Raw genomic sequence first — 26,619 nt, 5'->3', positions numbered from 1 at the left:
TTCAAAAGCCAATGGGATCTTGTCGCCTCTGCCGGATGGCAGGCTACGTCGGCTGGAAAAGCCACGTCAGCGGGGCAAAGTCAAGGGACCGAGCCATAAACGGCCAGCTTATTGACCGCTTGGGTAAAGATACATCGACCTGATCGACCGGGGCCGAATCAATCCAGCGCCTGCAGCAATGGATGCCATTGGCTCCGGACATCCGCAGAGGCCGTGTCCTTGTAGTCAAAAATGCCGCTCCCGCGGGCTGCTTCGCGTGCGTAAATAACGCGATCGCCAATGCGGCACAGCACCGGATACCCCTTTTCAGACAGGGTCTCTTCAAGGTCGCCAAGCTGCGTGGAACGACGGTTGACCCGGTTGGCGATCACATGGATGTCCGCCTTGCCCTTGCGCACCCGCTTCACCTCGGAGATGCCATCCAGAAACTTTAAGGTCGCATCCCAATCAAAGACGGAGGGCAAGACAGGCACGACGATGTCGCTGGCTTCCGCAATCAGGGACTTGGCCAACTCACTCCGCAATCCTCCGGGTCCGTCGATGATGATCACATCGAGATCCCTGCCCTTGTCTTCGCCGATGTTTTCCGCCTTGGCCCAGTTGAGCGCCTTGATCGGCGCCATCGACTTGCTGCGGCGCTTGACCCATTCGAGAGATGACTTTTGTCGATCCGCGTCAGCCAGCGCCACATCTGCGCCGCGTGCAGCAAAGGAAACCGCGAGGTTCGTCGCCAGAGTGGTCTTGCCGCAGCCCCCTTTGGAGTTGACAACCAGTATCTTACGCATATGCCAGTTCCCTCTTTTCCCTGTTCGTTTCGAGCCGGCCCCAAGCCCCTGTCACCGTCAAGCAGCTGACCCGTTAGCGCTTATTCGCCTGTCGCCTTCATGCAACAGTTCCTGTGCAGAGTTACAATAAGCGCACTTATTGCACCTCCACGACCAAAGACCAAGCCTTCCCCCGCGATTTCGTGGCGACAAAGTGGCGAGACTGCGATATAGCTCCCGATCACCATGCATGTGATTACGAATACAACAGAACTCGCCAACGCTTGCGAGCGCCTCGCCGCCCACGACTATGTCACGGTCGACACAGAATTTTTGCGAGAAACGACTTTCTGGCCGAAACTTTGCGTCATTCAGATGGCTGGTCCGGACATGGCCTTCATTGTTGACGCCCTTGCGGACGGATTGGATCTCGAGCCGTTTTTCGCGCTTATGCGCGACGAGAGCCTGACAAAGGTGTTTCATGCCGCACGCCAGGACATCGAGATCGTCTTCAAGTTGGGCGGTCTGATACCCGCGCCTCTTTTTGACACGCAGGTTGCGGCAATGGTCTGCGGCTTCGGCGACTCGATCTCTTACGACCAGCTGATCTACAAGGTCACGGGCGCACGGATCGACAAATCCTCACGCTTTACCGATTGGGCGCGCCGCCCGCTGACCCAGAAGCAGCTGGACTATGCCCTGGCTGACGTAACACACCTGCGCGATGCCTATCAGTTCCTGAAGGCCAACCTGGCAGAGCAAAACCGCAGCCATTGGGTCGAGGACGAGATGAAAATTCTCACCTCGGAAGGCACCTATCATACGGAGCCCGCCAATGCCTGGCAGCGGCTCAAGATGCGGGTGCGCAAGCCCATCGAGCTGGCCGTCATGATGGAAGTTGCCGCCTGGCGCGAAACCGAAGCCCAGGGTCGGGATGTGCCGCGCAGCAGGGTGCTGAAGGACGACGCCATCTATGAGGTCGCTGCCCAGCAGCCGCAAACTGCGGAGGCTCTCGGCCGACTGCGGACAATTCCGCGCGGCTTCGAGCGGTCCAAATCGGCAGATGAAATCCTCAAGGCCGTCAAACGCGCCATGGCCATTCCGCGGGACGAGCTGCCCAAGCTGCCCAAGGGCCGCCAGGCGCCCGACGGATCCGCCGCTGCGGTCGACCTTCTCAAGGTGCTGTTGAAGCTCGTTAGCGAGGCCCATGGCGTTGCATCCAAGGTGATTGCCACGGTCGATGACCTTGAAAAGATCGCGGCCGACGATCACGCCGATGTTGCGGCCATGAAGGGCTGGCGCCTGGAACTCTTCGGAGAAACCGCGCTGAAGCTGAAACGCGGCGAAGTGGCTCTGGCCTTCCGCGACCGCCAGATCGTTGCGATCGAACAGCAGCCGGAAAACGCAGAAGCGGCTGAGTAGCACTTTCCAACAGTTGAAACAAAAAACGCGCCAGATGGCGCGTTTTTTGTCAGTGGCTCAGCGAGATCCAGCTGCGTTTATGTCGGCAGCACGGCGATCATGCCTTTCGAGCCGATAAGCTTGGCAAATTGCCCGAGACGCTTGCGCAGACGCTCGCCTTCAAAGGTCGACAGATTGGCCGGAAGACGCAGGATAACCATTTCATCGTCTGCCAGAACGGATGTCTGCGGCAAGACCCCTGGCATTGAGGCACTCAACAGGGACGCCACCCGAAGGGCCGCGCCCAGGATCCGCGCGCGCTGGCTCAGACGCTCTGTCGACAGCTTGCGGATCACAGGTGAAAGCCCGTCCTCGTTCAGGCCCTGGTGGCGATAGAAGACGGAGGCCGCCAGATAGGCACGTGCGGCATGATCCAACCCGACAAAGGCGGCATTGGAGATAATGTTGAGGCTCTGCTCGCCCCGGTAGTCAGGATGAGCACGCCAGCCGATGTCGGACAAAAGACACGCCGCATGGCGCAAATGCCGCTCCTGTTCCGTCTCCTCGATCTCGAGTGCGTCGAAAATACCGTCCGTCCACGCAATCAGTTCCTCTGCGTGTTCCGGCGAGCGAGCGCGCAAAATCGACAGCTCCCGGGCCGCCTCGATCACCGGATCCTGCGCCTGGATTTCCGCTGGCAGCTTTTCATGCAGAAGTCCCTCACGCACGCCTGTGGCCGACAAGACGACCTTGTCAGCACGCATGGAGCGCAGGATCTGTTCCAGCACGACAGCGCCAAAGGGCACGAGTGCACGGCGCTGCTTGGACACGACCTCGGCTGAATCGACGCCTTCCAGGTTGACCTTCTGCAGCGACTTGCAGAAGGCAATGGCCTCCTCGCCGTCGATCTCGTAGTTGTGCATCACGTGGAGCGGATATTTCTTCTGCTGCTGGTGCAGCCGTGCAAGAGAGCGCCAGGTACCGCCGACCGCATAAAATACGCGCTCGCCATCGGCCATATCCGGCCACTTGTAGTTGGACAGGCATTCCTCGGCGATTTTCTGCGCCTTGGAGATCTTGCCGTCCGCCTCTTCCTGAATGCGCAGGCCGCCAAGCGGAAACGTGGTGCCCTTGCCCGGTTTGTCGCCGGCCAATTGCACAAGCTCCAGACTGCCGCCGCCCATATCGCCGACGATGCCGCGCGGTTCCCAGAAACCGGCGACGACACCAAGAGCGGAATAATAGGCCTCTTCGTTGCCGTTGAGGATCCGAACGGGTTCGCCCAGGACCTCTTCCACGCGCGCAACGAATTCCGCCCCGTTTTCCGCATCACGCGCGGCGGCAGTGGCAATTACATGGGTCTCCTGAACCCCGATGTGATCTGACAGCGCGCGAAAGCGGTCCAGAGCACCGAGCGCGAGTTGAACCGATTCATCGGAAAGCCGGCCAGTTGCGGCGATGCCTCGGCCCAATCCTGCGAGCACTTTTTCGTTGAAGAGCATGGTCGGCGTCCGCGCCTTGCGCTCATAGACGACCAAACGCACGGAGTTGGACCCGATGTCGACCACAGCGATGGGACCTGAGCCATTGAGCCGACCCCGGGCCGGAGAAAAACGATCAGTCATTTCGTCCAATTTTCGCCTTAGCCCCGTTCCGGGCGCTTTAGAAACGGACGCGGGCGATCGCTCTTGAGCGACTTTCCACGACCGGACAGTGACGGATTTGTCATGAAATAGCGATGGGCGTTGAAGGGCTCTTCGCTCGGCGCGGGAACAACCCGTTCATGGCTGCCGTCTGGCAGGATGCGCCAGCTTTGCTGGTTGTCCTTGAGGTTTGCGACCATGATCTGATCGAGGACCTGTTCGTGCACCGTTGCGGTCTGCAGCGGCACCAGAACCTCTACCCTGCGGTCGATGTTGCGCGGCATCAGATCTGCGGAACCGATGTAAACATGCGCCTGCGGCGACGGCAGACCGTGCCCATTGCCAAAACAGAAGATCCGCGAATGCTCAAGAAAACGTCCAACGATGGACTTCACCCGGATATTCTCCGACAGGCCTGGAATGCCCGGGCGGAGACAGCAAATTCCGCGGATGATCAGATCGATCTGAACGCCGGCTTCACTGGCGCGGTAGAGCGCGTCGATGATCTGGGGATCGACGAGTGAGTTCATCTTCATCCAGATCTGCGCCGGGCGTCCCGCCTTGGCATGGCCAATCTCGGCCTCTGTCAACTCCAGCATACGCGAGCGCAAATTGACCGGAGATACCGCAAGAGCCTTCAATTCCGCGGGCTCGGCATAACCGGTGATGTAGTTGAAAACGCGTGCTGCTTCCTGGGCGATGTTCGGATCGTCGGTGAAGAACGACAGATCCTCGTAAATCCGAGCGGTGATCGGGTGATAGTTGCCAGTGCCGATGTGGCAATAGGTCTTGAGCTCACCGTGTTCACGGCGAACCACCATGGACAGCTTCGAGTGGGTCTTCAGCTCGATAAAGCCGAAGACCACCTGAACACCGGCGCGTTCCAGATCGCGTGCCCATTTGATGTTGGCCGCTTCGTCAAAGCGGGCCTTCAACTCGACAAGGGCGGTCACCGACTTGCCAGCTTCTGCTGCCTCGGCCAGAGCCTTGACGATGGGCGAGTTGTTTGATGTGCGATAGAGCGTTTGCTTGATCGCGACGACATCGGGATCCTGCGCCGCCTGCCGCAGATATTGAACGACCACATCGAAGGATTCGTAAGGGTGATGGACGACGATGTCCTTCTGCCGGATCGCCGCAAAACAATTACCACCATGCTCGCGGATCCGCTCTGGGAAACGGGCCGTATAGGGCTCAAACTTGAGGTCATTGCGTTCAAGGTCGACCAGCTGGGACAGATTGTTGAGCGCAAGAAGGCCGTCAGCGAGGAAGATCTCATGGTCTTCCACATCAAGCGCGCTGGCGACGAATTCACGCAGCGCTGGCGGCGTTGTGTCCTGGATCTCGAGACGGATGACCGAACCGCGACGGCGGCGTTTCAATGCGCTTTCGAACAGGCGCACCAGGTCCTCTGCTTCTTCCTCGATTTCCAGGTCGCTGTCACGGATGACGCGAAAGGCGCCTTTTCCAAGGATCTCGTAACCCGGGAAGAGCCTTCCAATGAAAAGGCCGATCACGCGTTCAATCGCCACGAAGCGGGTTGCCCCTTCCGCACCGTTCGGCAGCTGAACGAAGCGTGCGATCTGACCGGGAATGCGGAGCAATGCGATCATCCCGCGCCCGCCACCGACAGGCGCCAGCTGGAAGACGATCGAAAAACCAAGATTTGGAATGAAGGGGAACGGGTGAGCCGGATCAATCGCCAGCGGCGTCAGCACCGGGAAAATGTAGGACAGGAAATAGTCTTCAAGCCACGACCGGTCCTCATCACTGATGGTCCGGGTGTCGAGGATCTCGATGCCCTTTTCCGCAACTTCGGTCCTGAGCTCACGCCAGATCGACTGCTGCGAAGCCTGAAGACCGCGCACTGCCTCGGAGATCTTTTCGAGCTGCTCGGCCGGTCCGAGACCATCATCCGAACGATGGGTCACGTCCGCTCTTTGCTGACCGCGTAGGCCCGCAACGCGAACCATGAAGAACTCATCGAGATTGTTCGCTGAAATGGAGAGGAACCGCACGCGCTCAAGAAGCGGATGGTTGCGGTTCATCGCTTCTTCGAGCACCCGGTGATTGAATTGAAGCCACGACAATTCCCGGTTCATGAACCGCGCGGGAGAATTTGCAAGATCGCTGATCTCGGTTCCCGGATCCGTCGTCAGAGAGTTGGGGGCGTTCGCCGAGGCCTCAACTGCCTTTGATAGATCGACGCTCTCGTTCATCCCCGTCTCCTTCACGCTGGCAGTTTCCAGCGTACCACCTGATTTCGCGACACCTGACACAGCCGGACGGCTCACAAGACCGACTGTCCAGCGCCGTTTCAAACGTTTCAGCCGTTGCTCGCCTGTACGACTTCGAGCACCCTTCCCGCAAGAGGCTTTGTGATCTTCACGCGGCCCGCAAGCGCTTCCCGATCAATGGCATCGACGGCCCGGCCGGCGACCCCAAGGGAGCGCTCCATGCGGACAACCAGATACTCAACTACTCCCGGATCAATGACAATTTGACGATCTGCGAAGAGTTTCACCAGGACCTGGCGCAAAAGACTGTCGTCCGGCTCAAGAATTTCGACAGGTGTCGCAGCCCTCAGGCGCGACACCAGGTCCGGAAGGGTTAGGTTCCAGGCCGTCGGCCACGTACGACTGGTGATCAGAACGCGCACGCCCGCCTGACGGGCGGCATTGAGCAGATGAAACAGGGCGGTTTCGTCCACACCTTTGTGCGCATCTTCCAGCGCAACGGCACCAGCGGCAACCAGACCCGTCACGCTTTCGACGGTCAGATCTGCCGCCGCGAGGACCGCTGCATCGGTATCCTCATGCCATGCTTCCACGAGATGGGTCTTGCCGGCTCCGACCGGCCCGGCCAGCACAACAACCGCCGAGGGCCAGTCCGGCCACCGCTCCAGGAGATCGAACGCGGCGCGGTTGGAGCTGCCGACGAGATAGTCATCCCGGCCAAGCGCCTGCTCATGCGGCAATTCCAAGGGCAGCTGACGAGGTGGTTCCGCCATATCTTAAAGCGCCTATTCCTCCAGGGCCGCCTCCTGGCGCCCGGTCCCCGTGTACAATGGGCTCGCTAGGTACTGCCTCAGGGCAAAACGCGCAAGTACACCGATCATGGCGGCTGCGGGAACGGCGATCAGCATCCCCACAAATCCAAAGAGATATCCAAAGGCAAACAGCGCAAACATCAAAGCGACCGGATGCAAGCCCGTGCTCTCTCCGACCAATTTGGGCTGCAGGACATTTCCCTCTAGAAACTGGCCAACCGCGAAGATGATACCAACCACAACGATCATGGTCCAATCGGGCCAGAACTGAACCAGAGCCACCCCGAGCGACACGATAAATCCGAGCCCAGCGCCCACAAAGGGAATGAAGCTGACAAGGCCGGCGCCCATGCCGATAAGAAGACCAAAATTCAGCCCGGCCAGCATGAGGCTGATGGCGTAGAACAAGCCAAGAAGCACACAGACGGAGACCTGACCACGCACGAAGCCTGCGACGGCCTTGTCCATCTCCCCTGCGAGCGAACGAATGGTCGTAAGGTGCTGCCGTGGCAACCAGCCGTCGATCCGCGCGACCATACGATCCCAGTCGAGCAACAGATAGAACGCAACGACCGGCGTGACGACGAAGAGCGACAAAACGGAGAGAAGTGCCTGCCCACCGCTCCAGATCGATTTGGCAAGCCCCGCGACCCATCCAGCACCCTGACCAATCAGATCTCCCATGGACGACTGCAGGTCCTCACCCGTCAAGCCAGACATGCCAAGCAACCGCTCTCCAAGATTGCTCGAGAGGAGGCCTTGAAGCTGTTTGACCAATTCGGGGAGTTTTTCAAGGAATGACGCGAGCTGACTCCCAAGAACCGGCAGCACCATCAGGAAAAACACGACAAGAACGACGACGAAGGTGAAGAGAATGCAGAGCGTTGCCCAAAGGCGCCCCATGCCCTTTGTTTCGAGCCAGTCACAAACCGGGTCAAGCAGGTAGGCGACAGCCATACCGGCCACGAATGGCAGCAGCACTTCGGAGAAGACCATCATGAACGCGATGAAAGCAATCAGCGACAGCAGCCAGAACTGAACGTGTCGGCGAAGGTTCATATCAGTCTCTCCATGTTCGTGCGGTCCGGCTCTGTCAGGCGCGGTTGACTGTTCAACCGTTCAAGCTCTGTCGCACTTAGGAATGTCGACCGGCAAAGGTCAAGACCACGACGCAGTCCGGCGTCCTGTGGCAAACGCGCATTGGATCGGGCATTTGCGCGCTCTTCCACCTGTTTCCACTACGGCTGGTCTCGCCCTCCCCTTGTATTCCGCAAAGACAGCCTGTAAGCGCGTGCGTATCTGTTTGGATCCAAGCCGCATGCATCGGAGAGCCTCATGAGCGACACCAAGCCCTCTGGAGATAACGGTCTGACCTATGCCCAGTCCGGCGTCGACATCGATGCAGGCAATGAGCTCGTTCGGCGTATCAAACCTCTGGTCAAGGCGACGTCCCGTCCAGGCGCTGACAGCGATATTGGCGGCTTTGGCGGCCTCTTCGACGTCAAGGGCGCCGGCTTCAAGGATCCGATCCTGGTTGCCGCCAATGACGGTGTCGGCACAAAGCTCAAGATCGCCATCGATACGCGGCAGCATCGCACGGTCGGGATCGACCTGGTTGCCATGTGCGTCAATGATTTGATCGTTCAGGGCGCAGAGCCCCTGTTCTTTCTGGACTACTTTGCCTGTGGTGCGCTCGATCTCGAGACAGCGACCGATGTGGTGGCCGGGATTGCAGACGGCTGCAAGATGGCGGGATCGGCGCTTATCGGCGGCGAGACGGCCGAGATGCCGGGTATGTACGCCGAAGACGACTATGACCTTGCAGGCTTCTCTGTAGGCGCTGTCGAGCGCGGAGAGATCTTGCCACGCAAGGATGTCGGCGCTGGCGACGTCCTTCTGGGCCTCGCGTCCTCCGGCGTCCACTCCAATGGCTATTCCCTTGTTCGTAAGATCGTCGAGCTGTCAGGTCTCTCATGGGAGGACCCAGCTCCTTTCGCTGAAGGCAAGTCCCTTGGCGAAGCGCTGATGACGCCGACCAGGATCTACGTGAAGCCGCTGCTTGCTGCTCTCAAGGCTTCTTCAGGCATCAAGGCACTCGCCCATATCACCGGCGGCGGCCTTCCGGAAAACCTCCCCCGGGTCCTGCCGGCAAACACTTCTGCGAAAATCGATCTCGGCGCGATCGATTGTCCCCCTGTCTTCAATTGGCTTTCCAAGTCTGGTGGTGTTGCCGAAGCAGAGATGCTGCGCACCTTTAACTGTGGGGTCGGCATGGTTGTCGTCGTCGCCGCGGATGAAGCCGACAAGATCAGCGAAATCCTCACCGGTGAAGGCGAGACAGTTTTCCGTATCGGTGAGATTTCCGACGCTGGTGACGCGCCGGTTGTCTTTGCAAATTCCCTGGGCCTTGGCGAATGAGCCCCCGCAAAAAGGTTGCGGTGCTGATTTCCGGGCGCGGCAGCAACATGATGTCGCTTATTTCTGCGGCCATGTCACCAAGCTACCCGGCAGAGATCGGTCTTGTGGTTTCCAACAAGCCCGACGCCGCAGGTCTGACCAAAGCAGCTGATCTTGGTATCAAGACCGCAGTGGTGGACCACCGGGACTACAAGGGCGACCGTGAGGCTTTCGAGCATGCTCTCAATGGCCTCCTGAAGGACAATGCCATCGAACTGGTGGCGCTCGCCGGCTTCATGCGTCTGCTCACGCCTTTTTTGGTCAACGAGTGGCGCGACCGCATGATCAACATTCACCCGGCGCTGCTTCCGAGCTTCAAGGGTCTCAACACCCACGAGCGGGCGCTGGATGAAGGTGTCAAACTGCATGGCGCCACCGTGCATTTCGTCTCTGCGGAAATGGATGACGGTCCGATCATCATGCAAGGGGCCGTGCCCGTGCTCGAGGGCGACACACCTGAAACCCTCGGTGCTCGCGTCCTTGGCGTCGAGCACCAGATCTACCCCAAGGCGCTTGAACTGGTGGCAAATGGCAAGGCCAAGGTCAAAGGCCAGAAAGTGTCGACCACTGGCAGCGACGCCTCGGGTTCTGACGCTCTGATCGCGCCCTGACCTGATTTCGACCGCGTAACGCTCTCTCCATTTCAAATGCGCTCTGGAAACCTGCGGCGCATTCGGGCTTGCTCCTGACATAGCGTTGTCAGGAGGCTGCGTGCCGTCGTCCGTTTTCAGCCCTTTGCCGTCTTGCCGATCACGACCTGCGGGTGTCATCAGAGGTGTGTTTTCCGGACCTGTCCGGACCTCTTCACCTCACAGGGATGCGCCTAAAATGGCTGAGCCACTGAAATACCTTTTTAATCACGCACTGGTCGAAGGCATGGCGGACCATTTCTCACGCCATTGGTCCGGCTTTGATGCAAGGGGCTTTCAGCAGAGCGTTCTGGATGGCTTCGACGAACTGGAGTTGAAACAGCGCTCCAACCGGGTGCTGGAGGGACTAAAGACCTATCTGCCTGAGGACTATGAAAAAACGGCGGAAATCTTTCTCGCTTCGCTTGCTCCTGATGACGATGCCGATCTTGCAGGTGCAGCGATTACAGAGGCGGGAATCGCAGGCTGGGCGATCGCGCCGATGTGCGATTATGCCGGCCAGTTTGGCGCGGCGCATTTCGAAACGTCTATGGACCTGATGAAGGAGCTGACCAAGCGCCTGACAGCAGAGTTCGGCATCCGCTACATCCTCCTGCGCGAGCCGGAACGGTGTCTTCAAACGCTGACAGGCTGGATCGACGACCCGAGCCGTCATGTTCGCCGCCTCATCTCGGAGGGCACACGTCCCCGTCTGCCCTGGGCGATGCGATTGCCTGCCTTTATTGCCGACCCCGCGCCTGTCCTGCCTTTGCTGGAAGCACTCAGGGATGACCGCGAGGAATATGTTCGCCGGTCGGTCGCCAATCATTTGAACGACATTTCCAAGGACCACCCGGATGTCATCGCCGATCTTGCCCGGCGCTGGAAGGACAATGGGGACAGAAACAGAGGTCGGTTGATCAAACACGCCTGCCGCAGTCTCATCAAACAGGGCCACCCGGGCACATTGTCGGCCCTGGGTTATGGCAGCCCGCAAATCTCAGTCGAGGCGTTTCATGCCACTGAGAGGGTCACCCTCGGCGACGCCATTGAGTTCGGCATCACACTCAAGTCAACAGCAGAAACGACACAGCCCCTGGTGGTCGATTTCGTCATCCATCATCGCAAGGCCAACGGTAAAACCGCCCCCAAGGTCTTTAAATGGAAAACCTTCGAACTAGAGTCCGATCAGGACATCCGTCTGCTGAAACGGCACAGCATTCGCCCGATCACCACCCGCACCTACTATCCCGGGACACATTCGATCGAAGTTCAGGTCAATGGACAGAGCGTCGCAAAGGCCGACTTCGAACTGGACGTTTAATCTCTCGGCGCTTTAGGCCTTGCGGATCCAAACAGCGGTATCGTGAAACGCTGCCCCGCCGTAGGGAGCGACCGGATCAGCACCGACGAGCGTGTTGATGCCCTTGCCGTCGACAAAGGCGTCATTCGGCCAGATCCCCTCAGAGATCACGGTGCCTGGCGTCAGATGCTCGTAAAACCGGGCGTGCAGGGTGATGATGCCGCGGTCATTGCCCATCTTCACAAGATCGCCGTCCGATATGCCATGGAGGGCGGCCTCATCTGGCAGAAGCCAGACTTCGGGCCGCTTTTCCTTCTTCCGCCCACTTTCGGTTTCATTGAAACTGGAATTGAGGAAGGAACGTGCTGGCGCAGTCACCAGGCGGAAGGGGTGGCGATCGTCAGCGGCCTCAATGGCATCCCATTGATCCGGCAGCTCGGGCATCGTCGTCCAGGGTCCCATCGCCTGCCCCGACGCTGGCTTGTTCGGCGCTGCCGAGCGGCCCCAATCCGGACGGAAATGAAACTTCCCATCCTCGTGGCCGAAACCGTTGAGAAAGTGGGAGGTCTCAAAGTCAGGCTGCAGATCGATCCAACGCGTCGTCTCAAGCTCTTCCAGAGTTCCGTAACCGGAGTGCTGCAACATCCAGTCGATATGCTCGCGCGCGGTCATTTTGAAGCCTGGATGATCCGGCGCGCCGAGGCGGCGCGCCAGTTCGTTCAAAACATAGAGATTTTCCTTTGGCCCCTCGGGTCCCTCAACAACTTTTGGCCCCAACAACAGATGCTGCTGGCCGCCCCCCTTGTAGAGGTCGTCGTGTTCGAGGAACTGGGTCGCTGGCAAGACAATGTCCGCCATTTGCGCCGTTTCGGTCATGAATTGCTCATGCACCACCGTGAAAAGATCCTCGCGGGCGAAGCCCTTTTTCACAAGTTCCTGTTCTGGGGTTACCGACACAGGATTCGTGTTTTGGATCAACATGGCCTTCACCGGCGGGCCGCCGAGAAGTGCCGCCTCATCGCCGGTCAGGATTCGTCCAATCAGGCTCTGGTCAAGTGCGCGGACAGACGGGTCCTTCAGATCAGGCGCTTCGATCATGGATTTGTCGAGTTCGTAGATGGCGCCATTGTTGTGGAAGACGCCGCCACCTTCATGCTGCCAGCACCCAGTCACGGCACCGATGGAGGCTGCAGCATGCATGCCGACCACGCCATTACGCGAGCGCGTGAAGCCATAGCCGAGACGGAAGAAAGTTCTAGGAACCTGACCGATCAACCGGGCAACTTCTTCGATCTGTGCAACATCGAGCCCGGTGACGGCTGCCGCCCATTCCGGAGTCTTTGACTTTAGATGCGCCTCAAGTTCGAGAGGACAATCGGTAAACTTGGCCAGATAGTCACGGTCCGCCAGGTCATCGCGGAAGAGAATATGCATTATCGCGCAAGACAGAGCCGCATCTGTGCCTGGCCTCAGGACCAGTCCGATGTCCGCCTGTTTCATGGTCTCTGTCCGGTAGACATCGATCACGATGATCTTGGCGCCCCGCTTCTTGCGGGCAGTGATCGCGTGGGTCATCACGTTGACTTGGGTCGCGACCGGGTTGGTTCCCCAAATGACGATCTGGTCGGAGACGGCCATCTCGCGCGGATCAGGCCCTGCAAGCTTTCCAGTGCCTGCCACATAGCCAGTCCAGGCCATGTTGGTGCAGATGCTGTCGAACTGCAGCGAATAGCCCTTGGCATGACGGAAGCGGTGAATTGAATCGCGCTGAACCATCCCCATGGTGCCAGCGTAGTGATAGGGCCAAATGCTCTGCGCGCCGAACTCGGCTTCGATGTCGAGGAACTTTGTGGCGATCAGGTCGAGTGCGGCATCCCAGGAGATCTCTTCAAAACGACCCTCTCCCTTGGCGCCAACCCTGCGCAGCGGCTTCAAAAGCCGGTCCTGGTGGTAGAGACGCTCGGAGTAACGCGCCACCTTCGCACAGATGACGCCCGCGGTATAAGTGTTCAGCGCCGAGCCGCGAAGCCGCCCCACCTTTCCATCTTCCAGAAGTTCGACATCCAGCGCGCAAACCGATGGGCAATCGTGCGGACAGGTAGAAAATGCAGCGGGCTTAACGGACTTGTTCATGGGGAGCGATCTTTCATGGAGACGCTGCAAAGTCATTGGGAACAGGTCAACTGTCAAGCAAAAGCCCGCGCGAGCGCGGGCCTTCGCACCACTCAAGTCTATGCTATCCTGTCAAGGATCTAGCTGCCCGAGCACGGCATCTTGCCGCCACGACGTGCACCTTCGGGACGCGGGCCGGCTCCTCTGGGGGGGCGCATTTCTGCGCCTTGGCCAGGACGTTCGCCGCGTCCGGCAAGCCGTGCCCGTCTCGCTCCGCCACCGCCTTTCAAGCGGCTAAAGCTCTGATCAGGGAACCCCATCCAGCAACGGGGAATGAATGGAAAGCTGTCGGTCAACACATAGTGATACGTGCCATCTGGGTACTCGGGCGTTGCCGCAAAGCGGCCGTTGCACTGGTCCAGATCACCCCTGCCATCCTGATATGCGTAATCCTGGGTAAAGACGCCGTTATAGGGGCCGCCGGGGCCGCTCGGTCGGGTCCCAGATTTTATAACGTAGCTGCTCTTCAGCTTCTTCATTGATGAAGGTTTGGCCGGATCGGAATAGCCATAATTGCCATAGATCGGAAACCCATCCGCCGCATATCCGATCAAGGCTGGTGTCTTTCGACCGCCATTTTGAGCAAACAGACCGGTCGGAATGCCGTGATAGTGGTAAGTACCGTCAGGCTGAACATGGGCGTTGAACTTGTCCAGGCCCAACCTGCAGGCGCCGCCCTTCGCCTCGTAGTTCCATCCAGACTGCCTGTCATTTTGCCAGGTTTCAGCAGTTCCCGGATCCATGAGCACACCGTTCAGAGCAATGCCGAAAGGTTTATTACCGATGGCCGTTGCCCGGTTGTTCCTCTTCGGCTCAAGCGGTATGGCGAGTTGATAGTTTTTCTTGTTGATCGCGTGCGGGTTGCCGCGGTTGGGGAACTTCCCAGGCGTAATGTTGGGATAGCCGTTGGCAGTGATGATCCGCTTGTTCCCCGAAACAGAGAATGTCGCTGAAGCTTCTGCCGAAGAGACAAACATATCCCACAAGGCCTCGGCAGCCGTCTGTTCGATGACTTCGGTTTCGCCCTGCAAATGTAGGCTGCTCTCGTGAGCGCCGACCCCCAATTGCATCGAGATCAAAAAAGCGCCCGTGACCAGCGGCTGAAAAAGTTGATGTTCGAATTTCATGTCTCGTTCCCATACCGTATTGGCCCACGTCATCAGGAACTTGCTGCGTCAAAACCTGATTTCCAAGCCCAAGGTCACCGGGAATTTGTATCGAGATGTAGGCTTGGAAACATTACGCAGAACACAGAAACCCGGCGGTCTCGATTTGAGACGCCGGGCTCATTTGCGGTAATATTCTGAAGCGGTGAAAAAACTAGGCTGATCATCCAGCCGAGACTTCTTCAGTGCTTAACCTCCGGCGTTAGGCGCCAGAAGATACCCGTTTTCTCTTAGGTATTTGATGACTTCTTCTGCGACGTCTTCGGGGTCTTTTCCAACGTTTTCGAGACGCAGTTCCGGGTTTTCCGGAGCCTCGTAGGGGCTGGATATACCGGTGAAGTGCTTGATCTCACCAGCCTCGGCCTTGGCGTAGAGCCCCTTCGGATCGCGTTTCTTGCACTCTTCCAGCGGCGTATCGACAAAGACTTCGATGAACTCGCCTTGTGGCAGCTGCTCGCGCGCCATCTGCCGCTCGGAGCGGAATGGCGAGATGAAGGAGACGAGTGTGATCAGGCCGGCATCAGCAAAGAGCCGTGCCACCTCACCGACCCGGCGGATGTTCTCCACCCGGTCCACATCCGTGAAGCCCAGATCCTTGTTGAGGCCGTGGCGCACATTGTCACCGTCCAGCGTGTATGTGTGCCGGCCTTCCAAATGAAGTTTCTTCTCCACGATCGAGGCAATGGTCGACTTGCCCGAGCCCGACAGACCTGTGAACCACAGCACGGCCGGCTTTTGGCCAAGGCTGTCCGCACGGGCGGTCTTGTCAACCTCAAGCGCCTGCCAGTGGATGTTGGTCGCCCGGCGTAGCGCGAACCAGACCATGCCCGCGCCAACCGTAGCGTTGGTCACACGGTCAATCAGGATGAAGGAGCCGGTGGTCCGGTTGGCCTCATACGGATCAAAGGCCACGGGAGCTGCCAGTGCCAGGTTGCAGAAGGCAATCTCGTTGAGCTCCAGCTGCTTGCCGGCCACATGCTCGAAGGAGTTGACGTTGATCTTGTGCTTGATCTCCGTCACCGTCGCTGTGACTGTCTTGGCACCCATCTTCATGATGTAGGAGCGGCCAGGCATCAGCGCGTCTTCGGCCATCCAGATCAGATGAGCTGCCATCTGATCGGCCACATCCGGACGCGATCCGGCAGCTGCCAGAAGGTCACCGCGAGAGATGTCGATTTCATCTTCAAGGGTGATCGTGACCGCTTCGCCAGCCCTTGCCAAAGGTGCCTCGCCCTGGGGCGTGAGGATCTGGTCCACCTTGGATGTCTTGCCGGAGGCCGAGACGACAAGCTCATCACCGACCTGAACGGATCCGGCAGCGATCGTGCCCGAATACCCACGGAAGTCGAGGTTCGGTCGGTTGACCCATTGCACCGGCAGGCGGAACGGCTGGGCCAGTTCATGTTCGCCGATCTGGACCCCTTCCAGATGCTCCAGAAGGGTCGGACCATTGTACCAGCCCATTTTCTCGCCGCGCCCGGTGACATTGTCGCCATAGCGCGCAGACATGGGAATGGCTTCAAGGCTTTCGAAGTCGAAGCCGGCGGCAAACGTCTCAAAGTCGCTCTTGATCTCGTTGAAGCGCTCTTCGGAGAAGTCGACCAGATCGATCTTGTTCACCGCCAGCACCACGTGGCGAATGCCAAGCAGCGAGGCAATGAAGGCGTGACGTCGGGTCTGAACCATCAATCCGTGGCGGGCATCCACTAGAAGCACGGCCAGATCGGCGGTCGAGGCGCCTGTCGCCATGTTGCGGGTGTATTGCTCATGGCCCGGCGTATCGGCAACAATGAACTTGCGCTTGTCGGTGGCGAAGAAACGGTAGGCCACATCAATGGTGATGCCCTGCTCGCGCTCTGCCTCCAGACCGTCCACCAGAAGCGCCAGATCAATGTCTTCGCCCACAGTGCCGTGTTTGCGGCTGTCTTTTTCCAGGGACGCCAGCTGATCTTCAAAGATCAGCTTGGTATCGAACAGCAGACGCCCGATCAGCGTGGATTTGCCGTCATCCACCGAGCCACAGGTCAGGAACCGCAGCTGGTCCTTTTGCTCCTGCGCCAGGATGTAATCGGTGACCGCCTCTTGCGGGGCTGTGCTTGTCGCCGTGGATGTATCTGTGCTCGACATCAGAAGTAGCCCTCGCGCTTTTTCTTTTCCATGGACGCGCTGTCGTCGTGGTCGATCAGACGGCCGGAGCGCTCGGATGTCCGTGCGATCAACATCTCCTTGACGATGGCTTCAAGCGTATCGGCGTCAGATTCAATCGCGCCGGTCAGCGGATAACAGCCAAGAGTGCGGAAGCGGACCATCTTCTCCATGACCTCTTCACCCGGCTGGATCTCCATGCGCTCGTCATCGACCATCATGAGCATACCGTCGCGCTCGACCACCGGGCGCTTGGCGGCCAGATAGAGCGGCACCATCGGAATGTCCTCGGTCAATATGTATTGCCAGATATCAAGCTCGGTCCAGTTAGACAGCGGAAACGCCCGGATGCTCTCCCCCTTGGCGACACGCGCATTGTAGACGTTCCAAAGCTCTGGACGCTGGTTCTTCGGGTCCCAGCCATGAGAGGCATTGCGGAAGGAGAAGACACGCTCCTTGGCGCGGCTCTTTTCTTCGTCGCGCCGCGCACCGCCGAAGGCTGCATCGAAGCCGTACTTATCGAGTGCCTGCTTCAGAGCCTCGGTCTTCATGATGTGAGTGTGGACCGAAGAGCCATGCGAGAACGGGCCGATGCCCTTTTCCAAACCCTCCGGATTGGTATGAACGAGCAGGTCCAGCCCCAGCCGCTTGGCCGTCTCGTCCCGGAATGTGATCATGTCCCGGAACTTCCAGGTCGTATCCACATGAAGGAGCGGAAACGGCGGCTTGGAAGGATAGAAGGCCTTCATCGCAAGATGAAGCATGACGCCGGAGTCCTTGCCGATCGAATAGAGCATCACCGGGTTGCGGAATTCGGCCGCAACCTCGCGGATGATGTGAATGCTCTCCGCTTCCAACCGACGTAAATTGCTCAGACGTTCGGCCGTCAGGCCTGTTGCCGTGATGTCCATCAGGATCAACCTTTTACAGCTCTCACCAGCCCTTGTGGGAACCGATGCAATAACAAATACGATTCAAACCCAGCTTACGCGGGCTCTGGAACGATCCCTGCCTCGGCCAGGAGCGCCGTGTCGCTTAGCGCGACAAAATGCGGATTGAGAAGATCGGACTTGGTCGCTCCAGCTGGAACCCGGTAAGCGCGAGGTTGCCAGCTCTGCGCCTCAAGAACCTGACCGCCTGCGGCCCTCAAAACAGCATCGCCCGCTGCAATGTCCCACTGCATGGTCGGAGCAAGCCGCGGATAGAGATCCGCCCTGCCTTCGGCCACGACGCAGAGCTTCAGGGACGACCCGAACGACACGCACTCGGCAACCTTGAACCGCTCGATGAACGCAGCGGTTTCCGGAGACAAATGCGAGCGGCTGGCCAAAACAGAAAGGCCCTCAGATGGCGCCTTGCGCACTGTGATCGGCGCCGCATCGACAATCTCGCCATCGACGACCTTCGCCTTGAAAGCCCCCTCGCCGGAGGCATCTCCTGCTGCCAAATCAGCTGGAAGCCTCCCCCCCCAGTAGATGTCGCCAAGCACCGGAGCGTAGACGACGCCAAACACCGGAACGCCCTGGTCCACCAAAGCGATGTTTACCGTGAACTCGCCGTTGCGGCTGACGAATTCCTTCGTTCCATCCAGCGGATCCACCAGGAAATAGCGCTCACCGACCGCAGGGAGTTTGCCCGCTTCAACAGCTTCTTCGGCAACCACAGGAACAGAGGGAAATGCCTCGGCAAGCCCCGCTAGAATAACAGCCTCGGCCCGCTCATCCGCAACCGTCACAGGAGACCCGTCAGACTTCGTCTCAGCCGAAAAATCCTCGCCGTAAACAGACAAAATCTCAGAACCAGCTGAAACGGAAAGAGATAAAAGAAAAGGCACTTGAGAGTGGCCTTGAACTGGATCGGGCACGTTAAATCCTAGTGAGTTTGAATTTCCTGGGAAACTAGCCCCATTCCCCCGATGCCGTAACACATGGCATTTCTCTCAGGAGCACGTGGCGGGGTTTTTTAATCTCAAAAACGGGTTTTGACAAAAAATACTATATCAAAACGAAAAACCCCTCGCTGGTCAGGCAAGGGGTTTTGAGATCTGATGGCAATTTACTCCGGCTAACTGAGCACGGTTGGCACCAGAAGAACGAGCATCGGAAAAGCTATGATCAATCCAATCCGAATAATCTCAACCAGGAAGAATGGCACCACCCCACGGAAAGTCTCCGACATGGGGATGTCCTTCGCCAGCGCATTGATGATGAAGACATTCAACCCAACGGGAGGCGTAATGAGCCCAAGCTCCACCACGATCAGAGCAAGGATTCCGAACCAGATCTTCAGATCTTCCGCATCCATGCCAAATGTGGAAGTCGCAGCCGTTGCGTAGTCGCCGCCATTCAGGTCAATCAGGACCGGCCAGAAAAACGGCACGACAACCAGAATCATCGCGAGCGATTCCATAAAGCAACCGAGAACCACCAAGATCAGGAGCATGAGCACCAGTATCAACCAGGGGTCAAGGCCGCTGGTGCCCGCCCACGTGGCCATCGCCGACGGCAAGCCTGCCCGTGTGAAAAAGCCCTTGAGCACCTCGGCACCGAACAGAATGAAATAGATCATCCCGCTGGTAACAGCCGTTTCCAGCAAAGCAGTCTTCACACCGCCAAAGCGCAGTCCTTCGTCGCTCCAAAACCGCTGCGCAAATCCATAGACCAAGATGGCAAAGACACCGACCCCGGCGGCAGGTGTGGGCGTGAACAGACCGATCCCGAGGCCAACGATGATCGAACCGAAGATCAGCAGAACCGGAATGAGCTTGAGGAGTGCACGACGCCTTTCCGCCTTGTCCATGTCAGAAACCGATGGCGCCAGCTCGGGTTTCCACCGAACAAGGAGCGCGATCACTGCAATGAAGAAGACCACGGCAATAATGCCCGGGATCATGGCGGCCCGAAACATCTCGATGATCGAGGCTTCAACGATGACCGCATAGATCACGAGCGCCACGGATGGGGGGATCAGGATCCCGAGTGTTCCGCCAGCGGCCAGCGCACCTGTCGCCAGACGCGGGGAGTAATTCAGCTTACGCAGTTCCGGCAGTGCCACGCGGCCCATGGTCGAAGCCGTGGCAAGTGACGACCCGCATACGGCGCCAAATCCGGCACATGCGCCAATGGCTGACATGGCCACTCCGCCGCGAAACCGCCCCATGAGCGCGTTCATGCCTTGGAAGAGATCCCGGCTCAAATTGGCCTGGCTGGCGAGATAACCCATAAACACGAAGAGCGGAACGACCGACAGATCGTAGTTGGCCATGTTCGACCAGAGCAGCGATTTGAACTGCTTTACATATGGGCCAAACCGGACATAGGAGGCCGTCAGGGACAGGGCGTATGTGCCGCCGACGCCGACGAGCAACATTGCCAAGCCGACCGGCATCCGCAGTGACAAGAGAAAAAACAGCACGGCGAGACCGGCAATGCCGATGAATTCCATTTCACCCATGGGATTTGGCTCCGAAGGCCTGCACCAGAGAAATGAGCGCCCAGAGCGCCATCGACACAACACCCGGCAGATACCATGGCCACTCAGCCCAGCCCAAAACGGCAGTCATCGTGTTGTCAGAGCGGGTCTCGAGCATGCCGATCCACATCCAGTAAGCAAGAAAGACCGCCAGAGCCATGGTCAGCAGGAGCCACAGCTTGTCGAGTGCCTGTTGCAGCCATTGGGGAAAGGCCTGAACGAAGAGCTCAACAGCAACATGCCCGCGCTTCATCTGACAGTAGGGAAAGAAGCTGAGCGCTGCCGCACTGATCGCCAGACGGACAAAATCCTCATACCCAGGCAGGGCAGACACATAGATCCCGAAATTCTTCAGGATTGAGTCGAGAATCAAAGCGCCGACATTCACCGCCGTTACCAGCACAATTGCAATCACAAGCACGCCACCCAAGAGTGCCCAGAAGCTGATCGCACGCTGCAGCAAAGAGTACATTTTTCAGACCTTGGAAAAGAAACGAACGGCGCTCACACGCCGTTCGTACAGTAGATAAGCCGGAATGCTAGTTGCCGCTGGCTTTGGCGACAGCAGCGCGTGCGGCGTCCACCATGCCCGAACCGTCAAGTCCGTTGCCATTGGCGTCAGCAACCCAGCGTTCAACGACGGGAGCCATCTTGTCTTCAAACACGGCATACTCGTCATCGGACAGGGTGATCAGCTCACTGTTCTCACGAATGAGTTTCTTTCCGCCCTCTTCACTGGCATCCCAGACAGCGCCATAGGTTTCAGCGATATTTCCCATGGAGTGATCATCGATGACCTTCTTCAGATCGTCCGGAAGGCTTTCGTAGCTGTCGTTGTTCATCCCGATCATGAAGGTCGCCGTACCGAAGCGGTAGCTGTTCGGTCCTTCGGTCGAGTGCTTGGTCAGTTCCTGGATCTTGAGCGGCGCCACGATCTCGAAGGGAATCAGCGCGCCAGCAACAATGCCCTTGGACAGAGCTTGCGGAAGGGCTGGAACCGGCATGCCCACAGGCTCGGCACCCAATGCCTCAATGGTCCAGCCGCCAATGCGTGACGGGGTCCGGAGTTTCATGCCGACCAGATCGTCCGGCGTACGAACCGGCTTGTCGACCATGTGAAAGACCTGCCCGCCATGTGTGTGAACGAGGATCGGCTTGACGTCCTTGAAGTCGTCCTTGATCAGGTCCCAGGAATTGGCGATCGCAACGGTTGTTTCCTTGGCGGAGCCGCGATGAACGGTGGGAAGCTCAAACACTTCCGTGCGCGGGAAAACACCCGGCGTGTAGCCCAGAACCGTCCAGACAATATCGACGACACCGTCGCGTGCCTGGCGATAAAGCTCCGGCGGCTTGCCACCGAGAGACATGGCCGGAAAGATCTCAACCTTGATGCGGCCGCCGGATGCCTCTTCGACACTCTTGGCCCAGGGCTCGATCATCTTGGTCTGTGCCGGAGCCTTCGGACCAAGAAAATGGTGAAATGTCAGGGTGACTTCCTGTGCACTGGCTGATGCAGCCAGCATGGTTGCAGTGGCGAGGCCAACCGCAACGGACATTATACGCTTCATACCAAACCTCCCATTCAGTCATACACAATGAGCCAAGGCTTCAAGACGCAAACGCAGTGCATTCGCCCTCCCAAGCCTGACGACAGTGTACCCGAACGCTATGCCATGTCGTTCGTTATGTAAAATAAGCAATCATAGGCAATGAATAATCACTGGTTATGCATTGCCCTTGTCATTTTATGCAGACTAGCTCGCTCCGGTCACAGATGTATGGACATCTTTTCAGCTGATGCCCTCAGAGCGCTCTGGAACATCAACAAGGCCGGGGTTGGCGGCGCATCTGCACGAGTTGTCAGTCCAACCGGACCTGTTGTTTCCGACGTTTCCAGAGGCAATTCAACAAGCTCACCTGCGGCAATGTCACGCGATACGACACCGCTCGAAATGATCCAGACCGCATCAGTGTCGAGCGTATAGGTTCTGCCGAAGGAATTTGAGATGGTCTCGACCCTCTTCGGCAATCGGGTAATGCCATGCGTGATCAAAAGCCGTTCGATATAGGGGCGAATGATCGCCTCCTTCGTCGGATACAGAACCGGGAAGTCGGCAATCCTCCCCAGATCACCGCTCTTTTCATACAAGAGCGGGTGACCTCGCCGAACCACAAACGATACGCTTTCTGAATACAGATGTGCGAAGGACAAGCCAGCCATCTGCTCGGGGTCAGCCAGTCGTCCGACCACAAGATCCAGTTCGCCGACCCGCAGCCGGCTTAGGAGAAACGTGTTCGGCCCCGTGATGAGCGTCAACGTGGTCTCGACACTCTCGGACTGGAAGGTCTGAACTGCATCGGGGACTATGCGGGCGGCGACGCTCGGCAGCACGCCTACATTGAGATAAGATTCGCCGGACATGCGCGCCTGCGCGACACTGTCCAACCCTTGCTTCAACGCCGCCAGACTTGCGCCAGCGTAGTGCAGAAAGACCTCGCCGAACTGTGTCAGTGACACCCCCTTGCGGCTACGCTCGAAAAGACGCACCTCAAGGATATCCTCGAGCTCTTTGAGCGTCTTGGAGACCGCGGGCTGGGTGATCGAAAGTGCATCAGCTGCCTTGACCAAACTCCGCCTTCGGGCAACCTCCAAAAAGCACTGGACATGCCTGTACTTCACTCGAGGATCAATCATGACACTATTCCCAAAAGTTATTTTTCTCGCTTGATTTCTCATTTTACATAACTGAACAAAGAGTAAAATATGCAATCAATCAAAAAGTCACGACAAACCGACAAGCTGCCTGGTCCGCTTCAGGACCGGCGTGAGGAGACACCAGCCAGATGAATATGATCAGGGCGAACGGCCAGGTCCTTCATTTTGCCGATACCGGCGAGCAGGACTTACCGGTTCTTGTCTTCGCCAACAGCCTTGGGACAGACTTCAGGATCTGGGATCGTGTTTGCGCGCAACTTGCCGGAAAGTTCCGGCTCGTGCGCTATGACAAGCGCGGACATGGATTGAGCACGGCCTCTGCGTCTCCCTATGCCATGGACGACCATGTCGACGATCTGACTGCACTTCTGGACGCGCTCCAACTGACATCAGTCATTATGGTCGGACTTTCGGTTGGCGGTCAGATCGCCCAGGGCATTGCTCTAAAGCGTCCAGAGCTGGTCCAAGCTCTGGTGCTCTGCGACACCGCAGTAAGGATCGGTGATCACAAAACGTGGACTGCGCGGATCGAAGCGATCGACGCCGGCGGCATCGAGGTCCTGGCAGAAGCCATCCTTGAGCGCTGGTTCTCTGCAGATTTCAGGACCCAACGCGCTGACGAACTCGAAGGCTGGCGCGCCATGTTGGTTAGAACGCCCAGGCAAGGTTATCTCGGTACCTGCGCGGCGATCCGGGGAGCCGACTTCACGCAGCAGGCTGCCCAACTGAAGCTTCCGGTTCTTTGCGTCTGCGGAACGGAAGACCTGGCAACCACGCCTGAGTTGGTCCAGGCCACCGCCGGCCTCATCGAAAACGCGCGCTATGTTCCCATCGAAGGTGCGGGTCATCTGCCCTGCATCGAGTTTCCCGATGAGCTTGTTGGCGCCATGACCGATTTCTTTCAGGAGAACAGTCTTGTCTGATCGCAACCCAGATTCCCGATATGAAACCGGCATGGCCACCCGGCGCAGCGTTCTGGGCGACGCTCATGTCGACCGGGCCAGTGAAAACATGACGGATTTCGACATCCCGTTTCAGACGATGATCACAGAAGGTGCCTGGGGCACGGTCTGGTCCGGCGATGCACTGACAAAGCGGGAAAGGTCCATCGTGACCATCGCTCTACTTGCAGCACTCGGACATGAAGAAGAGTTGGCAATGCACGTTAGAGCGACTGCAAACACCGGCGCGAGCGCAGAGGACATTCGGGAAGCCCTGATGCATGTGGCAATTTATGCAGGCGTTCCTGCAGCCAACACCGCGATTAAGGTGGCCAAGGAAGCCCTGCTGGGATTGAAGACGTAAGCTTTTCGCTTCTTGAGGAGGAGCGCGAAGAAATGCCCAGAAGGCATTACGCTACCGGGAGAAACCCATGACAATTGAACGATCGAACAGCGAGCGAACGGTTCGGATGGCCGGAGAGTATTTTCAACGCGACCGCAACCTCCAGCCCCCCGCCTATACACCAACCTATAAAACGTCGGTCACCCGGTCTCCGCAAAAGGCATTGCTGTCTCTGGAGCAGTCCTTGTCGGAGCTGACCGGGCCGGTCTTCAATCACAATGACCTTGGCCCGCTCGATCATGACATGATCCTGAACTACGCCAAGGATGGCGAGCCCATTGGCCAGAGGATCATCGTTCATGGACGCGTGATAGATGAAAGCGGTCATGGCGTCCCAAACACGCTGGTTGAAGCCTGGCAAGCGAATGCGGGCGGACGCTATCGGCACAAGAAAGACACCTATCTCGCGCCCATCGACCCCAACTTCGGTGGCTGTGGACGGTGCCTGACCGATGATGAGGGCTACTATTTCTTCCGCACCATCAAGCCGGGTCCCTACCCCTGGCGCAACTACGTCAACAGCTGGCGTCCGGCTCACATCCACCTGTCGGTGTTCGGCCCCTCCTTCACGCAGCGCCTGATCACACAGATGTATTTCGAGGGTGATCCGCTGATCGACATCTGCCCGATCGTCAAGACCATCCCGGACGAAGACGCGATCAAACGCCTGGTCGCGCCGCTCGATCTCAACGCAAGCATTCCCCTCGACTGCCGCGCCTACAAGTTCGACATCGTCCTGCGGGGCCGCCGCTCGACCCTGTTTGAAAACCGTCTGGAGGGCAATTGAGCCATGGTTCAGCCTCTGAATTATTTCAAGGAAACCGCCAGTCAGACCGCTGGCCCTTACGTCCACATTGGCCTTGCGCCCGACTATGCCGGTTTCGACATTTTCGAGACCAACTTCTCCAACGTGGTTGCTGGTCCCGACACCAAGGGCGAGCGCATCAAGATTGAAGGCCGCGTCTTCGATGGAACGGGCGCCCCCGTACGCGATGTGCTGATCGAAAGCTGGCAGGCCAACTCGGACGGCAAATACAGCCATCCGGAAGACACGCAGCAAAAGCCCGTCGAAAAGGATTTTCGCGGCTGGGGCCGGATTTGCTCGGACTTCGAAACCGGTGTTTTCACCATCGAGACGATCAAGCCCGGCCCGGTTCCCGGCCGGAACGGCAAGACCCAGGCGCCCCACATCAGTCTCTGGATTGTCGCGCGCGGCATCAACATCGGCTTGCAGACCCGGCTCTATTTCTCGGATGAAACAGCCGCCAATGGCGAAGATCAGGTGCTCAACTTGATCGAGCAGGAAGACCGGCGCAAAACACTGATCGCGCAACGCAGCGAACGGGACGGCGAGACGGTCTACAGCTTCGACATTTACCTGCAGGGTGACAACGAAACGGTCTTCTTCGACGTCTGACCGGCGCCCGTCCCCCAACAAAACGACCGACCCGCACTTCCCCTGCGGGTCGCTTTCACGAGACCAACGAGTAGGAACCATGGCGAAATTTCAGTCCCTGGCCGATGCGGTTGCCGACAACCTCAACGATGGCGACAGCGTCGCCTTTGAAGGCTTCACTCATCTGATCCCGCATGCCGCTGCCCATGAGGCCATCCGCCAGGGTCGCAAGGATCTGACCGTGATGCGCATGACCCCGGACATGATCTACGATCAATTGATCGGCATGGGCTGCGTGAAGAAGATGATATTCTCCTTTGCCGGCAATCCCGGTGTTGGCCTGCTGCGCCGTTTCCGGGATGCCCTTGAAAACGGTTGGCCGCACCAGCTTGAGATCGAAGAACACAGTCATGCGGCCATGGCGAACGCCTATGAGGCGGGCGCGGCCGGCCTGCCCTGCGCCATTTTCAGAGGCTACCGGGGCGCCGAGCTGACACGGGTCAACCCGAACATCAGGTTTGTCGAGTGCCCCTTTACCGGTGAAAAGCTGGCCGCGGTTCCCGCTCTTCGTCCCGATGTTGCGGTCATCCACGCCCTCAAGGCAAATCGCAAAGGGGATGTGTTCCTCGAGGGTATCACCGGCGTTCAAAAGGAAGCCGTTCTGGCTGCCAAACGCTCGATCGTGACCGTGGAGGAAATCGTTGATGATTTCGAAGGTCTCTCGCCAAATGCGACGGTCCTGCCCGCCTGGACCGTAACCTCCATTGCTGTCGTGCCAGGCGGCGCTCACCCGTCCTACACCCAGGGCTATTACGGCCGGGACAATAGCGCCTACCTGGAGTGGGACAAGATCGCGTCCGACAGGGACAAGTTCATGGACTGGATGAAGGCCAACGTCCTTGACCGGACGCCGGATATTTTCGCCGGCCGTGTTGCACACCTGAAGACCCAAGGCTGAGGAGC

The 26,619-nt window shown here is 58.3% G+C and carries 23 protein-coding genes; 9 read left to right on the top strand and 14 right to left on the bottom strand.

Features of this window, described 5'->3' with window-relative positions:
• Positions 1-158: 158 nt before the first annotated feature.
• A complete protein-coding gene (locus IG617_RS03360; protein ID WP_192107263.1) occupies positions 159-785 on the bottom strand; it encodes a ParA family protein in 627 nt (208 codons plus the stop codon).
• 225 nt (positions 786-1,010) lie between these two features.
• On the opposite strand from IG617_RS03360, the gene rnd reads away from it, so the two are divergent.
• The gene (gene rnd, locus IG617_RS03355) at positions 1,011-2,186 is read left to right on the top strand and encodes a ribonuclease D (RefSeq protein WP_192107261.1); all 1,176 of its coding nucleotides are present in this window, start codon (positions 1,011-1,013) and stop codon (positions 2,184-2,186) included.
• 77 nt (positions 2,187-2,263) lie between these two features.
• Here the strand turns inward: rnd and IG617_RS03350 are convergent, their stop codons facing one another.
• The 4 genes from IG617_RS03350 to IG617_RS21520 form a co-directional block, all read right to left on the bottom strand.
• The gene (locus tag IG617_RS03350; RefSeq protein ID WP_192107259.1) at positions 2,264-3,790 is read right to left on the bottom strand and encodes a Ppx/GppA phosphatase family protein; all 1,527 of its coding nucleotides are present in this window, start codon (positions 3,788-3,790) and stop codon (positions 2,264-2,266) included.
• A 17-nt stretch (positions 3,791-3,807) separates the two neighbouring features.
• Entirely contained in the window at positions 3,808-6,027 is a 2,220-nt protein-coding gene (locus IG617_RS03345; RefSeq protein WP_192107257.1) for an RNA degradosome polyphosphate kinase, read from the bottom strand.
• Positions 6,028-6,134: 107 nt separating this feature from the next.
• A complete protein-coding gene (locus IG617_RS21525; protein WP_192107255.1) occupies positions 6,135-6,818 on the bottom strand; it encodes a P-loop NTPase family protein in 684 nt (227 codons plus the stop codon).
• Positions 6,819-6,830: 12 nt separating this feature from the next.
• A complete protein-coding gene (locus tag IG617_RS21520; RefSeq protein WP_192107253.1) occupies positions 6,831-7,916 on the bottom strand; it encodes an AI-2E family transporter in 1,086 nt (361 codons plus the stop codon).
• Between the two features lie 276 nt (positions 7,917-8,192).
• Between IG617_RS21520 and purM the strand changes: the two genes are divergently transcribed.
• From purM to IG617_RS03320, 3 genes are all read left to right on the top strand, one after another.
• Positions 8,193-9,275, top strand: a complete 1,083-nt coding sequence (purM, locus tag IG617_RS03330) for a phosphoribosylformylglycinamidine cyclo-ligase (RefSeq protein WP_192107251.1) — start codon at positions 8,193-8,195, stop codon at positions 9,273-9,275.
• The gene (purN, locus tag IG617_RS03325; RefSeq protein ID WP_192107249.1) at positions 9,272-9,925 is read left to right on the top strand and encodes a phosphoribosylglycinamide formyltransferase; all 654 of its coding nucleotides are present in this window, start codon (positions 9,272-9,274) and stop codon (positions 9,923-9,925) included. The genes purM and purN overlap by 4 nt, the downstream gene beginning before the upstream one ends.
• Positions 9,926-10,142: 217 nt before the next feature.
• The gene (locus IG617_RS03320; protein ID WP_192107247.1) at positions 10,143-11,267 is read left to right on the top strand and encodes a DNA alkylation repair protein; all 1,125 of its coding nucleotides are present in this window, start codon (positions 10,143-10,145) and stop codon (positions 11,265-11,267) included.
• Positions 11,268-11,279: 12 nt separating this feature from the next.
• Here the strand turns inward: IG617_RS03320 and IG617_RS03315 are convergent, their stop codons facing one another.
• From IG617_RS03315 to pcaQ, 9 genes are all read right to left on the bottom strand, one after another.
• Positions 11,280-13,379 carry a molybdopterin-containing oxidoreductase family protein gene (locus IG617_RS03315; protein ID WP_192107245.1) on the bottom strand — a complete coding sequence of 700 codons (2,100 nt, stop codon included), beginning with the start codon at positions 13,377-13,379 and terminating at the stop codon, positions 11,280-11,282.
• A 119-nt stretch (positions 13,380-13,498) separates the two neighbouring features.
• Positions 13,499-14,545, bottom strand: a complete 1,047-nt coding sequence (locus IG617_RS03310) for a YHYH protein (protein ID WP_209008229.1) — start codon at positions 14,543-14,545, stop codon at positions 13,499-13,501.
• 228 nt (positions 14,546-14,773) lie between these two features.
• Positions 14,774-16,711: a sulfate adenylyltransferase subunit CysN gene (gene cysN / locus IG617_RS03305; RefSeq protein WP_192107243.1), complete on the bottom strand. Its 1,938-nt coding sequence runs from the start codon at positions 16,709-16,711 to the stop codon at positions 14,774-14,776.
• Positions 16,711-17,640, bottom strand: coding sequence for a sulfate adenylyltransferase subunit CysD (cysD, locus tag IG617_RS03300; protein ID WP_153769374.1), 930 nt, complete (start codon positions 17,638-17,640; stop codon positions 16,711-16,713). The genes cysN and cysD overlap by 1 nt, the downstream gene beginning before the upstream one ends.
• A gap of 74 nt (positions 17,641-17,714) precedes the next feature.
• A complete protein-coding gene (cysQ, locus tag IG617_RS03295; RefSeq protein WP_338109932.1) occupies positions 17,715-18,563 on the bottom strand; it encodes a 3'(2'),5'-bisphosphate nucleotidase CysQ in 849 nt (282 codons plus the stop codon).
• A 230-nt stretch (positions 18,564-18,793) separates the two neighbouring features.
• Positions 18,794-20,182, bottom strand: a complete 1,389-nt coding sequence (locus IG617_RS03290; RefSeq protein ID WP_192107240.1) for a TRAP transporter large permease — start codon at positions 20,180-20,182, stop codon at positions 18,794-18,796.
• Entirely contained in the window at positions 20,175-20,672 is a 498-nt protein-coding gene (locus tag IG617_RS03285) for a TRAP transporter small permease (protein ID WP_192107238.1), read from the bottom strand. Before IG617_RS03285 ends, IG617_RS03290 begins: the two co-directional genes overlap by 8 nt.
• Positions 20,673-20,739: 67 nt before the next feature.
• Positions 20,740-21,768 (bottom strand): TRAP transporter substrate-binding protein, encoded by a 1,029-nt coding sequence (locus IG617_RS03280; protein WP_192107236.1) that lies wholly within the window; start codon positions 21,766-21,768, stop codon positions 20,740-20,742.
• Positions 21,769-21,968: 200 nt separating this feature from the next.
• A complete protein-coding gene (gene pcaQ / locus IG617_RS03275; protein ID WP_192107234.1) occupies positions 21,969-22,895 on the bottom strand; it encodes a pca operon transcription factor PcaQ in 927 nt (308 codons plus the stop codon).
• A gap of 149 nt (positions 22,896-23,044) precedes the next feature.
• Between pcaQ and pcaD the strand changes: the two genes are divergently transcribed.
• From pcaD to IG617_RS03250, 5 genes are all read left to right on the top strand, one after another.
• On the top strand, positions 23,045-23,839 hold the full coding sequence (gene pcaD / locus IG617_RS03270; RefSeq protein ID WP_192107233.1) for a 3-oxoadipate enol-lactonase: 795 nt from the start codon (positions 23,045-23,047) through the stop codon (positions 23,837-23,839).
• A gap of 31 nt (positions 23,840-23,870) precedes the next feature.
• The gene (gene pcaC / locus IG617_RS03265; protein ID WP_192107432.1) at positions 23,871-24,221 is read left to right on the top strand and encodes a 4-carboxymuconolactone decarboxylase; all 351 of its coding nucleotides are present in this window, start codon (positions 23,871-23,873) and stop codon (positions 24,219-24,221) included.
• Positions 24,222-24,288: 67 nt separating this feature from the next.
• Positions 24,289-25,047 carry a protocatechuate 3,4-dioxygenase subunit beta gene (gene pcaH, locus IG617_RS03260; RefSeq protein ID WP_192107231.1) on the top strand — a complete coding sequence of 253 codons (759 nt, stop codon included), beginning with the start codon at positions 24,289-24,291 and terminating at the stop codon, positions 25,045-25,047.
• A 3-nt stretch (positions 25,048-25,050) separates the two neighbouring features.
• Positions 25,051-25,677, top strand: coding sequence for a protocatechuate 3,4-dioxygenase subunit alpha (gene pcaG, locus IG617_RS03255; RefSeq protein ID WP_192107229.1), 627 nt, complete (start codon positions 25,051-25,053; stop codon positions 25,675-25,677).
• Between the two features lie 79 nt (positions 25,678-25,756).
• A complete protein-coding gene (locus IG617_RS03250) occupies positions 25,757-26,614 on the top strand; it encodes a CoA transferase subunit A (RefSeq protein WP_192107227.1) in 858 nt (285 codons plus the stop codon).
• Positions 26,615-26,619 lie beyond the last annotated feature (5 nt).

The organism is Roseibium polysiphoniae, assembly GCF_014842925.1.
GTDB lineage: Bacteria > Pseudomonadota > Alphaproteobacteria > Rhizobiales > Stappiaceae > Roseibium > Roseibium polysiphoniae.
This window is presented reverse-complemented; position numbering and strand designations above follow the sequence as displayed.